14 protein-coding genes are annotated in these 15,777 nt (G+C 57.1%); 11 read left to right on the forward strand and 3 right to left on the reverse strand.

All coding sequences use genetic code 11. The features are described 5' to 3' along the window. Nucleotides 1–165: 165 nt before the first annotated feature. The 5 genes from ugpB to ugpQ all read left to right on the forward strand — a co-directional run bounded on the left by ugpB (nt 166) and on the right by ugpQ (nt 5,196). On the forward strand, nt 166–1,482 hold the full coding sequence (gene ugpB / locus EKN83_RS20035; protein ID WP_126801570.1) for a sn-glycerol-3-phosphate ABC transporter substrate-binding protein UgpB: 1,317 nt from the start codon (nt 166–168) through the stop codon (nt 1,480–1,482). Nucleotides 1,483–1,651: 169 nt separating this feature from the next. Next, on the forward strand, nt 1,652–2,539 hold the full coding sequence (gene ugpA / locus EKN83_RS20040) for a sn-glycerol-3-phosphate ABC transporter permease UgpA (RefSeq protein WP_023618241.1): 888 nt from the start codon (nt 1,652–1,654) through the stop codon (nt 2,537–2,539). After that, complete coding sequence (gene ugpE / locus EKN83_RS20045) at nt 2,536–3,381, forward strand: sn-glycerol-3-phosphate ABC transporter permease UgpE (protein WP_047957533.1); 846 nt, start codon at nt 2,536–2,538, stop codon at nt 3,379–3,381. Before ugpA ends, ugpE begins: the two co-directional genes overlap by 4 nt. A gap of 1 nt (nt 3,382) precedes the next feature. Continuing rightward, nucleotides 3,383–4,453 carry a sn-glycerol-3-phosphate import ATP-binding protein UgpC gene (locus tag EKN83_RS20050; protein WP_025757813.1) on the forward strand — a complete coding sequence of 357 codons (1,071 nt, stop codon included), beginning with the start codon at nt 3,383–3,385 and terminating at the stop codon, nt 4,451–4,453. Beyond that, on the forward strand, nt 4,450–5,196 hold the full coding sequence (ugpQ, locus tag EKN83_RS20055) for a glycerophosphodiester phosphodiesterase (protein ID WP_025757815.1): 747 nt from the start codon (nt 4,450–4,452) through the stop codon (nt 5,194–5,196). The genes EKN83_RS20050 and ugpQ overlap by 4 nt, the downstream gene beginning before the upstream one ends. On the opposite strand, the gene EKN83_RS20060 is transcribed toward ugpQ, so the two are convergent. Beyond that, nucleotides 5,180–5,557: a DUF2756 family protein gene (locus tag EKN83_RS20060; RefSeq protein ID WP_025757817.1), complete on the reverse strand. Its 378-nt coding sequence runs from the start codon at nt 5,555–5,557 to the stop codon at nt 5,180–5,182. The genes ugpQ and EKN83_RS20060 overlap by 17 nt on opposite strands. A gap of 123 nt (nt 5,558–5,680) precedes the next feature. Here EKN83_RS20060 and ggt point away from each other — a divergent pair, with 123 nt between their 5' ends. Then, complete coding sequence (gene ggt / locus EKN83_RS20065) at nt 5,681–7,426, forward strand: gamma-glutamyltransferase (RefSeq protein WP_176472248.1); 1,746 nt, start codon at nt 5,681–5,683, stop codon at nt 7,424–7,426. A gap of 63 nt (nt 7,427–7,489) precedes the next feature. Here ggt and yhhY read toward each other — a convergent pair whose 3' ends face one another. Next, a complete protein-coding gene (yhhY, locus tag EKN83_RS20070) occupies nt 7,490–7,978 on the reverse strand; it encodes an N-acetyltransferase (RefSeq protein WP_025757819.1) in 489 nt (162 codons plus the stop codon). Between the two features lie 256 nt (nt 7,979–8,234). Between yhhY and EKN83_RS20075 the strand changes: the two genes are divergently transcribed. The 5 genes from EKN83_RS20075 (at nt 8,235) to gntU (ending at nt 13,186) form a co-directional block, all read left to right on the forward strand. Next, nucleotides 8,235–9,272, forward strand: a complete 1,038-nt coding sequence (locus EKN83_RS20075; protein ID WP_126801571.1) for an oxidoreductase — start codon at nt 8,235–8,237, stop codon at nt 9,270–9,272. A gap of 123 nt (nt 9,273–9,395) precedes the next feature. Then, on the forward strand, nt 9,396–10,091 hold the full coding sequence (locus EKN83_RS20080) for a pirin family protein (RefSeq protein WP_025757822.1): 696 nt from the start codon (nt 9,396–9,398) through the stop codon (nt 10,089–10,091). Between the two features lie 101 nt (nt 10,092–10,192). Beyond that, nucleotides 10,193–11,188 (forward strand): gluconate operon transcriptional repressor GntR, encoded by a 996-nt coding sequence (gene gntR / locus EKN83_RS20085; protein WP_025757824.1) that lies wholly within the window; start codon nt 10,193–10,195, stop codon nt 11,186–11,188. Nucleotides 11,189–11,314: 126 nt separating this feature from the next. Further along, complete coding sequence (gntK, locus tag EKN83_RS20090; RefSeq protein ID WP_025757825.1) at nt 11,315–11,842, forward strand: gluconokinase; 528 nt, start codon at nt 11,315–11,317, stop codon at nt 11,840–11,842. A 3-nt stretch (nt 11,843–11,845) separates the two neighbouring features. After that, nucleotides 11,846–13,186, forward strand: a complete 1,341-nt coding sequence (gene gntU / locus EKN83_RS20095) for a gluconate transporter (RefSeq protein ID WP_025757826.1) — start codon at nt 11,846–11,848, stop codon at nt 13,184–13,186. Between the two features lie 106 nt (nt 13,187–13,292). On the opposite strand, the gene plsB is transcribed toward gntU, so the two are convergent. Continuing rightward, nucleotides 13,293–15,713, reverse strand: coding sequence for a glycerol-3-phosphate 1-O-acyltransferase PlsB (gene plsB / locus EKN83_RS20100; RefSeq protein WP_025757827.1), 2,421 nt, complete (start codon nt 15,711–15,713; stop codon nt 13,293–13,295). Between the last annotated feature and the right edge of the window lie 64 nt (nt 15,714–15,777).

Raw genomic sequence — 15,777 nt, forward strand, 5'->3', positions numbered from 1 at the left:
CCAACCACGCACCCAACCCCCTTCACACAACCATCATCCCGCTGACCTTTTGTTGTCACTTATCTGTAAACAAACAGTTATTTTTCTGTCATTCGAGCATGTCATGTTACCTCGCGAGCATAAAACGCGTGATATCGCGCATCCGGCACAATAAGAGAGATGACAATGACATCGTTACGACACACAGCTTTGGGTCTGGCACTGGGTCTGGCTTTTGCGACGAACGCAATGGCTGTGACGACCATTCCGTTCTGGCATTCCATGGAAGGGGAGTTGGGTAAAGAAGTTGACTCCCTGGCGCAGCGTTTCAACGACACCCATCCGGATTACAAAATTGTGCCGGTGTACAAAGGGAACTACGAGCAGAGCCTGAGCGCCGGCATTGCCGCCTTCCGTACCGGTAACGCCCCTGCGTTGTTACAGGTTTATGAAGTGGGTACCGCGACCATGATGGCCTCGAAAGCCATCAAGCCGGTCTATGAAGTGTTCAAAGAAGCGGGTATCAACTTCGACGAATCCCGGTTCGTGCCAACCGTGGCGGGATACTACACGGATTCCAAAAGCGGCCATCTGCTGTCTCAGCCGTTTAACAGCTCAACGCCTGTGCTCTACTACAACAAAGATGCCTTCAAAAAAGCCGGTTTAGACCCGGAGCAGCCGCCAAAAACCTGGCAGGACCTGGCTGAATATACCGCGAAGCTGAAAGCGGCAGGGATGAAGTGCGGCTACGCCAGCGGCTGGCAGGGCTGGATCCAGATTGAAAACTTCAGCGCCTGGCACGGCCTGCCGGTTGCCACCAAAAATAACGGCTTCGACGGCACCGATGCGGTACTGGAATTCAACAAGCCAGAGCAGGTGAAGCACATCGCGCTGCTTGAAGAACTCAACAAGAAGGGCGACTTCAGCTACTTCGGGCGTAAAGATGAATCCACCGAGAAGTTCTACAACGGTGACTGCGCCATTACCACCGCCTCTTCCGGCTCGCTGGCGGATATCCGCCACTACGCCAAATTCAACTACGGCGTGGGCATGATGCCGTACGACGCTGACGTGAAAGGCGCGCCGCAGAACGCCATCATCGGCGGGGCAAGCCTGTGGGTGTTGCAGGGTAAAGACAAGGGCACCTACAAAGGGGTGGCCGAGTTCCTCGACTTCCTGGCGAAGCCGGAAAACGCCGCCGAATGGCACCAGAAGACCGGCTATCTGCCGATCACTAAAGCGGCCTATGACCTGACCCGCGAGCAGGGCTTCTACAGCAAGAACCCGGGCGCAGATATCGCGACGCGCCAGATGCTGAACAAGCCGCCGTTGCCGTTCACCAAAGGCCTGCGCCTGGGCAATATGCCGCAGATCCGCACCATCGTGGATGAAGAGCTGGAAAGCGTGTGGACCGGGAAGAAAACGCCACAGCAGGCGCTGGATTCCGCGGTAGAGCGCGGGAATCAGCTGCTGCGCCGCTTTGAGCAGTCGACCAAATCGTAATTAAAACTAATCCCCCTCACCCTAACCCTCTCCCCAAAGGGGAGAGGGGACTGCACGGAGCCGTCTTTTCTCCCTCGCCCCTATGGGGAGAGGGCCGGGGTGAGGGGGCTATTTTGTAGGCCGGGTAAGGCGTAGCCGCCACCCGGCATTGTTCAGGAACCCAATCTCAATGTCCTCATCCCGTCCGGTGTTTCGTTCCCGCTGGCTGCCCTATCTTCTGGTCGCGCCGCAGCTGGTCATCACCGTTATCTTCTTTATCTGGCCTGCGGGCGAAGCGCTGTGGTACTCGGTACAAAGCGTTGATCCGTTCGGACTCTCCAGCCAGTTTGTTGGCCTGGACAACTTTACCGCGCTGTTCCATGACAGCTACTACCTGGATTCCTTCTGGACGACGATGAAGTTCAGCGCGCTGGTCACCGTCAGCGGGCTTGTCGCCTCGTTGTTCTTCGCCGCGCTGGTAGATTATGTCGTGCGCGGCAGCCGTCTGTATCAGACCCTGATGCTGCTGCCGTACGCCGTGGCGCCTGCCGTCGCCGCCGTGCTGTGGATCTTCCTGTTTAACCCCGGTCGCGGGCTAATTACCCATTTCCTGGCAGAGTTTGGCTACGACTGGAACCACGCCCAGAACAGCGGCCAGGCCATGTTCCTGGTGGTGTTTGCCTCGGTGTGGAAGCAGATCAGCTACAACTTCCTGTTCTTCTTTGCCGCGCTGCAGTCTATTCCCCGTTCGCTGGTGGAAGCTGCGGCGATTGACGGCGCAGGGCCGATTCGTCGCTTCTTCCGGCTGTCACTGCCGCTGATCGCCCCGGTGAGTTTTTTCCTGCTGGTGGTGAACCTCGTGTACGCCTTTTTCGACACCTTCCCGGTGATCGACGCCGCCACCGCCGGCGGCCCGGTGCAGGCGACCACCACGCTGATTTATAAGATCTACCGCGAAGGCTTCGCCGGGCTGGATCTCTCAGCCTCCGCCGCGCAGTCCGTCGTGCTGATGTTCCTCGTCATCATCCTTACGGTGGTGCAGTTCCGCTATGTTGAAAGTAAGGTGCGCTACCAATGATTGAGAACCGTCGCGGGCTGACGATTTTCAGCCACACCATGCTGATTTTAGGGATCATCGTCATCCTGTTCCCGCTGTACGTGGCGTTTGTCGCCGCCACGCTGGACACCAAAGCGGTGTTCGACACGCCGATGACGCTGATCCCAGGCACGCATTTGCTCGAGAACATGAAAACCATCTGGACCCAGGGCGTGGGGGCCAACAGCGCGCCGTTCTGGCTGATGATGCTCAACAGCTTCATCATGGCGTTTGGCATTACGGTCGGAAAAATCACGGTATCGATGCTCTCGGCGTTCGCCATCGTCTGGTTCCGCTTCCCGCTGCGTAACCTGTTCTTTTGGATGATTTTCATCACCCTGATGCTGCCGGTGGAGGTACGTATCTTCCCGACGGTGGAAGTGATCGCCAACCTCAAGATGCTGGACAGCTATGCGGGCTTAACCCTGCCGCTGATGGCCTCGGCGACGGCCACCTTCCTGTTCCGCCAGTTCTTTATGACCCTGCCGGACGAGCTGATTGAAGCCGCGCGGATCGATGGCGCCTCACCAATGCGCTTCTTCCGCGACATCGTGCTGCCGCTGTCGAAAACCAACCTTGCGGCGCTGTTTGTGATCACCTTTATCTACGGCTGGAACCAGTACCTGTGGCCGCTGCTGATTATTCAGGACGTCAACCTCGGCACTGCCGTGGCGGGCATCAAAGGCATGATTGCCACCGGCGAAGGCACCACCCTCTGGAACCAGGTGATGGCGGCGATGCTGCTCACCCTTATCCCACCCGTAGTCATTGTTTTAGCCATGCAGCGCGCGTTTGTCCGCGGCCTGGTCGATAGCGAGAAATAAGATGGCAGGTTTAAAACTTCAGGCAGTAACCAAAAGCTGGGATGGCAAAACCCAGGTGATCCAGCCGCTCACGCTCGACGTGGCGGACGGGGAATTCATCGTCATGGTTGGCCCGTCCGGCTGCGGCAAATCCACCCTGCTGCGCATGGTGGCGGGGCTGGAGCGCGTGACCTCTGGCGATATCTGGATTGACCGCCAGCGCGTGACCGAGATGGAGCCGAAAGACCGCGGTATCGCGATGGTGTTCCAGAACTATGCGCTGTACCCGCACATGAGCGTGGAAGAGAACATGGCCTGGGGGCTGAAAATCCGCGGCATGGGCAAAGGTCATATTGCGGAGCGCGTGAAAGAGGCGGCGCGTATTCTGGAGCTGGATGGCCTGCTGAAGCGCCGTCCGCGCGAGCTCTCCGGCGGCCAGCGCCAGCGCGTGGCGATGGGGCGCGCTATTGTGCGCGATCCAGCGGTGTTCCTGTTCGATGAACCCCTCTCTAACCTTGACGCCAAGCTGCGTGTGCAGATGCGTCTTGAGCTGCAGCAGCTGCATCGTCGTCTGAAAACCACCTCCCTGTACGTTACCCACGATCAGGTCGAAGCCATGACGCTGGCCCAGCGGGTGATGGTGATGAACAAAGGCATCGCCGAGCAGATTGGTACTCCGGTGGAGGTATATGAGAAGCCCGCTACCCGCTTTGTGGCGAGTTTTATCGGCAGCCCGGCGATGAACCTGCTTGAAGGCCGCATCAGCAACTCGGGCACGCACTTTGAACTGGAAAGCGGGATGGCATTGCCGATCAACTGGTACTATCGTGGCTACGCCGGGCGTAAGATGACGCTCGGTATCCGCCCGGAACATATCGGTTTAACCTCACAGGCGGACGGCGGCGTGCCGCTGGTGATGGACACGCTGGAGATGCTGGGCGCGGATAACCTCGCGCACGGGCGCTGGGGCGAGCAAAAAATGGTGGTGCGTCTTGCGCATCAGGAGCGCCCGAAAGCGGGCAGCACGCTGTGGCTGCATCTGCCGGAAAATCACCTGCACTTATTTGACGGTGAAACAGGACAACGAGTATGAGCAACTGGCCTTATCCCCACATCGTCGCCCACCGGGGCGGCGGTAAACTGGCGCCGGAGAACACCCTGGCGGCAATTGATGTTGGCGCGCGCTACGGCCACACGATGATCGAGTTCGACGCTAAGCTGTCAAAAGACGGCGAAATTTTCCTGCTGCACGACGATAACCTTGAGCGCACCAGCAACGGCTGGGGCGTGGCGGGTGAACTGCCGTGGCGCGATCTGCTGAAAGTGGACGCCGGAAGCTGGTACAGCGGCGAATTCAAGGGCGAGCCGCTGCCGCTGCTGGCGGAAGTGGCCGACCGCTGCCGTCAGCACGGCATGATGGCCAATATCGAAATTAAACCGACCACCGGCACCGGGCCGCTGACGGGCAAAGTGATTGCCCTTGCCGCGCGCGAGCTGTGGGAAGGGATGACGCCACCGCTGCTCTCCTCGTTTGACATCGACGCGCTGGAAGCCGCACAGGCTGCCGTACCGGCGCTGCCGCGCGGGCTATTGCTGGACGAGTGGCGTGAAGACTGGCGCGAGCTGACGACGCGTTTAGGCTGCGTGTCTATTCACCTTAACCACAAGCTGCTGGATGAGGCGCGGGTGAAGATGTTGAAAGCGGAAGGGCTGCATATTCTGGTCTACACCGTCAACAAACCCCAGCGTGCGGCTGAGCTGCTGCGCTGGGGCGTGGACTGCATCTGTACCGATGCAATTGACCTGATCGGTCCGGACTTTAGTTCTGCGGATTAAGCATACTGCCATTCGACTGCGGCGGCAGCATATGCTGCTGCCCGCTGCCTGACGACGTCATGCCACCTAACATCCCGCCGTTTTTATTGGGCAGCGGCTGCTCGCGGACCTGGCCCTGCTGCACACGCTGGGTGTTGGCGTTCATCTGATTTTGCAGACTCTGCTGCTGCAGCTGAGTCTGGGTTCTTAGCTGCTGGTTCAGCATCCCTTTTTGCTGTTGTTGCTGGCTCATCATCTCGGTCTGCATACGCTGCTGGCTCGGGATAACGTAACCCTGCTGGTTCGGGTTATTCATCGTATTAAGTGGCTGTGCGAGCGCGGCAAACGGGATCAGCGCCGTAAGAATCATCAAGCGTTTCATTGTCATTTCCTCCTCTTGAGGTCTCTCTTAAGTTTACCCCGATTTCACCATGACGATGATTTTTTAGGAGTTGTGAACCAGGCTTAAGCGGGGAATATGGATCCCTTCACCTGGAGAACAATAATGATGAAACCAACGTTTTTGCGCTGGGTCGCCATCGCTGCGCTGATGGCAGGCGGCACATTTAGCGTGGCGGCCAACCCGCCAGCGGCGCCTCCGGTCTCTTACGGCGTGGAGGAAGATGTCTTTCATCCTGTGCGGGCAACGCATGGCATGGTGGCCTCTGTGGATGCGCTGGCAACGAAAGTGGGCGTCGATATTCTTAAGCAGGGCGGTAATGCGGTGGATGCCGCGGTGGCGGTCGGCTACGCGCTGGCGGTGACGCATCCGCAGGCAGGGAACCTGGGCGGTGGCGGCTTTATGATGCTGCGCACCAAAGACGGGAAAACCACCGCCATCGACTTCCGCGAGATGGCGCCTGCTCAGGCTTCCCGCGATATGTTCCTCGACGATCAGGGTAACCCCGACAGTAAAAAATCCCTGACGTCACATCTCGCCTCCGGCACGCCGGGCACCGTTGCGGGCTTCTCGCTGGCGCTGGAAAAATACGGCACGATGCCGCTGAATAAAGTGGTGCAGCCTGCAATAAAGCTGGCGCGGGAAGGCTTTATCGTGAATGACGCCCTGGCCGATGACCTCAAAACCTACGGCAGCGAAGTCATTCCCCATCACGAAAACAGTAAGGCTATCTTCTGGAAAGACGGCGAACCGCTGAAGAAGGGCGATAAGCTGGTGCAGAAGAACCTTGCCAAAAGCCTGGAGCTGATTGCGGAGCACGGTCCGGACGCGTTCTACAAAGGGGCGATTGCCGACCAGATTGCGCAAGAGATGCAAAAGAACGGCGGGCTCATCACCAAAGCGGATCTGGCGGAGTACAAAGCCGTAGAGCGCGAGCCGATTAGCGGAACCTATCGCGGCTACGAAGTTTTCTCCATGCCACCGCCGTCTTCCGGGGGCATTCACATTGTGCAGATCCTCAACATTCTCGAAAACTTCGATATGCACAAGTTCGGCTTCGGCAGTGCGGATGCCATGCAGATAATGGCGGAAGCGGAGAAACGCGCCTACGCTGACCGGTCGGAGTACCTCGGCGATCCGGACTTCGTGAAGGTGCCGTGGCAGGCGCTGACCAACAAGGCGTATGCCAAATCCATTGCCGATCAGATTGATATCAATAAGGCGAAGCCGTCGAGCGAGATCCGCCCCGGCAAGCTGGCGCCGTACGAGAGCAACCAGACCACCCACTTCTCGGTGGTGGATAAAGACGGTAACGCGGTCGCGGTGACCTATACGCTCAACACCACGTTTGGTACCGGGATTGTGGCGGGCAACAGCGGCATTCTGCTCAACAACGAGATGGACGACTTCTCCGCCAAGCCGGGCGTGCCGAACGTCTACGGGCTGGTCGGCGGCGATGCAAACGCGGTAGGGCCGAAGAAACGCCCGCTGTCGTCCATGTCGCCCACTATCGTGGTGAAAGACGGTAAGACCTGGCTGGTGACGGGCAGTCCGGGCGGCAGCCGGATTATCACCACCGTGCTGCAGATGGTGGTGAACAGTATCGACTTTGGGATGAACGTCGCGGAAGCGACCAATGCGCCACGTTTCCATCACCAGTGGCTGCCGGATGAACTGCGCGTCGAGAAGGGCTTTAGCCCGGACACCCTTAAACTGCTGGAGCAGCGCGGACAGAAGGTGGCGGTGAAAGAGGCGATGGGCAGTACCCAGAGCATTATGGTGGGTCCAGACGGGGCGCTGTTTGGCGCGTCAGACCCACGTTCGGTGGATGATTTAACGGCGGGGTATTGATTTTTACCCCTCACCCCAGCCCTCTCCCCATAGGGGAGAGGGTCAGGGTGAGGGGGAAGTAAGTCACTTCATTCTCGCCATATAATACGCGTCCACATATTCACCGTTGCGCAGGGCATAGCGCTTGCCGGTGCCTTCAATTTCGAACCCGTGTTTTTTGTACACCGCAATCGCCGGTTCGTTATCGACAAACACCGTCAGCTCAATGCGGTCAACGCGCAGCCAGTTATCGCACATATCAATCATGGTGCGCATCAGCGCGCTGGCAACGCCCCGGTTTTGCCACTGCGCGCCGACACAAATCCCAAAATCAGCCACATGGCTGCGGCGCGGGCGTTGCGCGACGGCGATGCACAGATGGCCGGCGACTTGACCGTCTATGCAGGCGACGAGCTGCTTGATGCCGGGCTGGTCGGCTAGCCGTTCTTGCCACATCTGCTCAGAGGGATGAGGAACCTGTAGTGTGTTGTGGTACACCTCCGGCTGGGCGTGGATCTGACGAATGGCGTCATAATCTTTCGGTTCCGCATGGCGTATCACTATCTCACTCATTCCTTGTTCCTCAGTCAGTTAAATGTCCCTTCCAACATCAATGAGTTTAAAATTTGAGTCAACCGCTATTTTTTGCAAAAAGTATTGGACAAGTGCGAATGAGAATGATTATTATTGCTTTGCATTCAGGAGGACCGCTACGGGAACCTGAAAGCACGACATTGCTCACATTGCTTCCAGTATTACTTTAGCCAGCTTTTAGCTGGCTTTTTTTTTGTTATGGTTAGACTCAGTAACCTTCCAAAAGGAGTGAGCCATGACACTACATTGCGCATTTATTGGATTTGGTAAAAGCACCACCCGCTATCACCTTCCGTATGTCCTCAACCGTAAAGACAGCTGGCATGTGGCGCATATCTACCGTCGCCGCGCGAAGCCTGAAGAGCAATCCCCGCAGTATTCCCCTATTCATTTCACCAGCGATCTGGATGAGGTGCTGGGCGACCCGCAGGTTAACCTGGTCGTCGTCTGTACCCATGCCGACAGCCATTTTGACTATGCGAAACGCGCGCTCGAAGCGGGCAAAAACGTGCTGGTAGAAAAGCCCTTCACCCCGACTATCGCCGAAGCGAAGGCGCTATTCGCGCTGGCAAAAAGCAAGGGCCTGACCGTCACGCCATATCAGAACCGACGCTTTGACAGCTGCTTCCTGACGGCGAAAAAAGCGATTGAGAGCGGCAAGCTGGGCGAGATCGTGGAAATCGAAAGCCACTTCGACTACTACCGTCCGGTGGCGGAAACCCAACCCGGCCTGCCGCAGGACGGTTCCTTCTACGGTCTCGGCGTCCATACTATGGATCAGATCATCTCCCTGTTTGGTCGCCCTGACCACGTGGCGTACGACATTCGCAGCCTGCGTAACAAAGCCAACCCGGATGACACCTTTGAAGCGCAGCTGTTCTACGGCGACCTCAAAGCTATCGTTAAGACCAGTCATCTGGTGAAAATCGACTACCCGAAATTTATCGTTCACGGCACCAAAGGTTCGTTTATCAAATACGGTATCGACCAGCAGGAGACCAGCCTGAAGGCCAACATCATGCCGGGTGAACCGGGCTTTGCGGCGGATGATTCCGTGGGCGTGCTGGAGTACGTCAACGCTGAGGGGGTGACGGTCCGAGAAGAGCTTACGCCAGAAACCGGCGACTATGGCCGCGTCTATGACGCACTGTTTGCGACCCTGACTCGCGGCACGCCGAATTACGTCAAGGAATCTGACGTTCTGACCAACCTCGAAATCCTTGAACGGGCCTTTGAACAGGCTTCTCCAGCCACGGTAACCCTCGCGAAATAAGCAAAAATGGCTCCTCTGCGCTTGTTCATAATTTTTGAACAGAGGAGTCAATTTTCACCCTCTATGATCCCAGACCGTTTGCGTCCACACTTACTCCATCGAAACGAACTGAGGATGAAAACAATGATCTACTTACGCAAAGCAAACGAACGTGGTCACGCGAATCATGGCTGGCTGGACTCATGGCATTCATTCTCGTTTGCCGACTACTACGACCCGAATTTTATGGGCTTCTCCGCACTGCGCGTGATTAACGATGACGTCATCGATGCAGGCCAGGGCTTCGGTACCCATCCGCACAAAGACATGGAAATCCTCACCTATGTGCTGGAAGGCGCGGTGGAGCACCAGGACAGCATGGGCAACAAAGAGCAGGTTCCGGCGGGCGAGTTCCAGATTATGAGCGCGGGTACCGGGGTACGTCACTCCGAGTACAACCCGAGCAAAACGGAAAAATTGCACTTGTATCAAATCTGGATCATTCCAGAAGAGACCGGCATCACGCCGCGCTATGAGCAGCGCCGCTTCGACGCGAAACAGGGCAAACAGCTGGTACTGTCCCCGGATGCGCGCGACGGTTCCCTGAAAGTACATCAGGATATGGAATTGTACCGCTGGGCGCTGGCGAAAGATGAACAGTCTGTACATCAGATTGCCGCTAACCGCCGCGTCTGGATCCAGGTGGTGAAAGGTGAAGTCTCCATCAACGGTACGAAAGCGACAACCGCCGATGGTCTGGCAGTCTGGGATGAGCAGGCGCTCTCCGTGCATGCCGACAGCGAAAGTGAAATTCTGCTGTTTGACCTGCCGCCGGTGTAATAAAACATAAATAAATACCCATCCTTCCCTTTGACAGGGGAAGGATGGGCTTTGTCCGTGATAAACTGAGCAAATCTCTCTCTTCAAGATTTCTCAGGACGATGAAAAAGAAACGCCCCGTACTTCAGGATGTCGCCGATCGCGTCGGTGTGACCAAAATGACGGTCAGCCGTTTTTTACGTAACCCGGAGCAGGTTTCCGTGGCATTGCGTGGCAAGATTGCTGCTGCCCTTGATGAACTGGGTTATATCCCCAACCGTGCGCCCGATATCCTCTCCAATGCGACCAGCCGTGCGGTGGGCGTTCTCCTGCCTTCTTTAACCAACCAGGTGTTTGCCGAAGTGCTGCGCGGCATTGAAAGCGTCACCGACGCCTTTGGTTACCAGACCATGCTCGCCCACTACGGGTACAAGCCGGAACTGGAAGAGGAGCGTCTTGAATCGATGCTTTCCTGGAACATCGACGGCCTGATTTTAACCGAACGTACTCACACTCCCCGCACGCTGAAGATGATTGAAGTCGCCGGTATTCCGGTGGTGGAGCTCATGGACAGCCAGTCGCCGTGCCTCGATATCGCCGTCGGCTTTGATAACTTCGAAGCGGCGCGGCAGATGACAGCGGCAATCATCGCCCGCGGACATCGTCATATCGCCTATCTGGGTGCGCGTCTGGATGAACGTACTATCATCAAACAGAAGGGATACGAGCAGGCGATGCTCGACGCAAACTTAACCCCGTACAGCGTGATGGTGGAGCAGTCCTCTTCCTACACCTCGGGTATTGAGCTGATGCGTCAGGCACGACGCGAGTATCCGCAACTGGACGGTATTTTCTGTACCAACGATGACCTTGCGGTCGGCGCGGCGTTTGAGTGCCAGCGTCTGGGGCTGAAGATCCCTGACGATATGGCCATCGCCGGTTTCCACGGCCACGACATTGGCCAGGTGATGGAGCCGCGTCTGGCGAGCGTTCTGACGCCGCGTGAACGCATGGGGCGCATTGGTGCAGAACGCCTGCTGGCGCGCATTCGGGGTGAGACGGTTACGCCGAAAATGTTAGATTTAGGTTTCACCTTGTCACCGGGTGGATCTATTTGAATCGACAAATTTGAAGTAGCTCACACTTATTCACTTCGCGCACGTTTGGATATTGCTTCTCTTTTGCCCCGGCAGGACAATGTTACCGATAACTGTTACCCGTAACAATTGACTGAGGGACACCCTTTGAGCACGACTAATCATGATCACCACGTTTACGTCCTGATGGGCGTTTCCGGTAGCGGGAAATCAGCCGTAGCCAGCGAAGTGGCGCATCAACTCCATGCTGCGTTTCTTGATGGCGACTTCCTCCATCCGCGCAGCAACATCATGAAAATGGCCTCCGGCGAGCCGCTGAACGATGACGACCGCAAACCGTGGTTGCAGGCGCTGAATGACGCCGCGTTCGCCATGCAGCGCACCAACAAAGTTTCCCTGATCGTCTGCTCCGCGCTGAAAAAAACCTACCGCGATCTGCTGCGTGACGGCAATCCGAACCTCTCGTTCATCTACCTGAAAGGTGACTTCGAGGTGATTGAAAGCCGCCTGAAGGCGCGTAAAGGTCACTTCTTCAAAACACAGATGCTGGTGACGCAGTTCGAAGCGCTGCAGGAGCCGGGTGAAGATGAGAAAGACGTCTTAGTGGTTGATATCGATCAGTCACTGGAGGGTGTTGTTGCCAGCACCATCGAGGTCATTAATAAAAGGCAGTAAGTTTTGAGTACATTAACGCTAGTTTTGACAGCAGTGGGTTCCGTATTGCTGCTGCTGTTTTTAGTGATGAAGGCACGTATGCATGCTTTTGTTGCTTTGATGGTGGTTTCTATTGGTGCAGGTCTCTTTTCCGGTATGCCGCTCGACAAGATCGCCGCGACGATGGAAAAAGGGATGGGTGGCACGCTGGGCTTCCTGGCGATTGTGGTCGCGCTGGGCGCCATGTTTGGCAAGATTTTGCACGAGACGGGCGCGGTCGACCAGATTGCCGTCAGGATGCTGAAATCCTTCGGCCACAGCCGCGCGCACTATGCGATAGGTCTGGCGGGGCTGATCTGCGCGCTGCCGCTGTTCTTTGAGGTTGCCGTGGTGCTGCTGATTAGCGTGGCGTTCTCTATGGCGCGCCATACCGGCACTAACCTCGTGAAGCTGGTGATTCCGCTGTTTGCGGGCGTGGCGGCAGCGGCAGCGTTTCTGCTACCCGGACCCGCGCCAATGCTGCTGGCCTCCCAGATGCATGCTGACTTTGGCTGGATGATTCTGATTGGCCTGTGTGCGGCGATCCCGGGGATGATTATTGCCGGCCCGCTGTGGGGCAACTTCATCAGCCGTTACGTTGAACTGCACATCCCGGATGACGTCACCGAGCCGCACCTGGGCGAAGGCAAAATGCCCTCCTTTGGTTTCAGCCTGTCGCTGATCCTGCTGCCGCTGGTTCTCGTGGGCCTGAAAACCATCGCCGCGCGCTTTGTGCCGGTGGGCTCCACCGCGTATGAGTGGTTTGAATTTATTGGTCACCCGTTCACGGCGATCCTGGTGGCCTGTCTGGTAGCGATTTACGGCCTGGCGATGCGTCAGGGAATGGCGAAAGACCGGGTGATGGAAATCTGCGGTGCAGCGCTGCAGCCTGCGGGGATTATCCTGCTGGTGATCGGTGCCGGCGGCGTGTTCAAGCAGGTGCTGGTGGATTCTGGCGTCGGCCCGGCGCTGGGCGAAGCGCTGACCGGGATGGGGCTACCGATTGCCGTCACCTGCTTCGTGCTGGCGGCGGCGGTGCGTATCATCCAGGGTTCCGCAACCGTGGCGTGTTTAACCGCCGTGGGTCTGGTGATGCCGGTGATTGAACAGCTCAACTACTCTGGTGCACAGATGGCTGCGCTCTCTGTCTGTATCGCGGGCGGTTCGATTGTGGTCTCTCACGTTAACGATGCTGGCTTCTGGCTGTTCGGTAAGTTTACCGGTGCCACCGAAGCGCAAACCCTGAAAACCTGGACGCTGATGGAAACCATCCTTGGCACGACAGGGGCGATTGTCGGAATGATTGCGTTTACGCTATTGAGCTAAACGCGATGCGTTAACAACGCTCAAAAAATAAGGCCCGGTAGCGTTAGCGCTTACCGGGCCTTTTTATTATCCAGGGCGTCAGGCCGGGTCATAACCCGGCATTGTGTTACTCGCCCTGCGTGGCGCTCTCAATCGTCAGTCGCACGTCTGAGGTGATCAGCTCTGCCAGCATCTGGTAAACCTTCAGCGTCTCTTCCGGCTCGGCATCACCCGTATCACTGATATAGCCTTCATCACGAAGCGTCAGAACCAGTGAGCTGAAGACCGCTTTGTCGAAGAATTCAGGCGCGTTAATGCCGTGCAGCACGGACAGGCGTTGTGCCAGCGTCCGGCTCTCTTTCTCCAGCGTACCGCGGTTGATGGACGGGTTCGCACTCAGCAGCCAGAACGTAATGGCGTAGCGCTGCAGCGTTTCGCGCGCACCGGCCGCCAGCAGCTGCAGGGTACGGGAGCGTGACGGATTGATGTGTAGCTCGTCATTCGTCACGGTGATCAGCCCCTGACGACGCAGCTCTTCGGTCAGTTTATCCAGCACGCCCGCCAGCTCGTCTTTGCTCCAGCGCAGGAACAGCTCCGCTTTCAGCATCGGGTAGAGTGTCTCAACGTGGTGCAACAGCGCCTGGCGCGAGATGCGACGATGCTGGGTAATAATGGCCGCCATGAGCGACGGCAGCATCAGCATGTGGGTGATGTTGTTACGGTAGTACGTCATCAGCACGGCCTGCTCGCGCGGCAGAATGATGATGTCGCCGATGGTGTCTTTTTCAACTTCGAACTTGTTCATCTGCAACGCGTGATCGATAAGCTCACTGGCCGTTGCAGAAGGTACGGTTGAATCAACCGAATACGGCACGTTGCGCATCATATCCAGATAGCAATCCAGCTGCTCTGTCAGCTGTTCACGGGTTAGCGAACGTTGACGTGAAGCCAGAAGCGCCGTACAGCACAGGTTCATGGCGTTAGCCGCACCGGCGTTGTTAATGCGCACCATCAACTCGGAGGCGATGCCGTTGACCGTTGGCGTCAGCCAGGCCGGACGAACCGCTTCGATAGGGTCAATGGACTCGCGCCACTCCGGAACGTGGTGGTTCAGGTACGTCATCAGCGGCATCGGCTCGCCAAAGTTGACGTAGCCCTGGCCGAGGTTGCGTAACTTGCTCAGACCACGCAGCATCTGCGGCAGGCTCTCTTTCTCTTTGGTGGCCCCACGCAGCTCTTTGGCGTAAGTTCCGACTTCCATCACGTGCTCATAGCCAATGTAGATTGGCACCAGCGTGATGGGACGGGTTCCTCCGCGCAGCATCGCCTGGATGGTCATCGACAGCGTGCCGGTTTTCGGATCGAGCAGACGCCCGGTACGGGAACGACCGCCCTCCACGAAGTACTCCACGGAATAGCCACGGCTGAACAGCTCGCCCAGATATTCGCGGAATACGGTGGAGTAGAGCTTGTTGCCCTTGAAGGTACGACGAATAAAGAAGGCACCCAGGCGGCGGAAAATCGGGCCTGCAGGCCAGAAGTTCAGGTTAATCCCGGCAGCGATGTGCGGTGGCACCAGCCCCTGGTGATAGAGCACATAAGACAGAAGCAGGTAGTCCATGTGGCTGCGGTGGCAGGGAACATAGACAATCTCATGGCCATCATGCGCCAGCTGACGTACACGCTCGGCATTATGAACGTTGATGCCCTGATAGAGGCGGTTCCAGGTAAAGCCGAGAATACGGTCGGAAAGGCGAATCATCTCGTAAGAGAAGTTCGCGGCGATCTCTTCCATCAGCGCAATGGCGTTCTGCTGGGCTTTCTCATGCGAAATTTTCTTGCTGCGCGCTTCGTCTTCAACGGCGCGGGCAATCGCTTTGGAGGCCAACAATTTGTTGAACAGATCCTGACGTGCCGGGAGACGTGGCCCGACGGCAGCCAGGCGCTGACGGGCGAAGTGCATACGCGCCACGCGCGCCAGTTTTTGCGCGATGATCTTGTCGGTGCCGTGCTCGTCCGCCATTCGACGCAGCGACACGGAAGGGGAGAAACGGACGAAACTGTCGCGTCCCAGCCAGGAGACCGCAAAGAACTTCTGGATGCCGTTAAGCATGCGCAACGGTGGGTTCTCTTCCCCTTTTTCGCGGCCCGGGCGGCGACCAAACATCACCGACACCGGTACCATTTGCACATCCAGGTCAGGATTGCTGCGGTGCAGGTCGAGATAGTCATGGAACAGCTTGATGGACTCTTCCTTTGGCGTGTAATAGGTAAACACACGCGGCCCACCGTGGATGAACACGTAGCGCGGCAGCAGCGTACCGTCAACTTCCAGCGGTTCAAGCGGGTCAGGTAAGTCATGCGCCAGACACTGGGCGCGAAGCGTCAGTAAGTCTGCCTTCGAGTTATAAGGCAAAACATACATAATGGGACGCGACGTATCGAGCCCCAATTCCAGCGCGGGTTCTGCTGGGATAGACTTGCTTTTTACCAGGATGCTTAATGGTAAATTAAGTAATTTGTAGTAAATTCGTGGCCAGCCGGACATAAACGATGTAAAGCCTCTGGTTAATAATGCAATTGCGGCGCAAGGATAACAGAAAGCGCGCAAA

It is taken from the genome of Enterobacter sp. WCHEn090032, from assembly GCF_003986875.1.
Taxonomy (GTDB): Bacteria; Pseudomonadota; Gammaproteobacteria; order Enterobacterales; family Enterobacteriaceae; genus Enterobacter; species Enterobacter sichuanensis.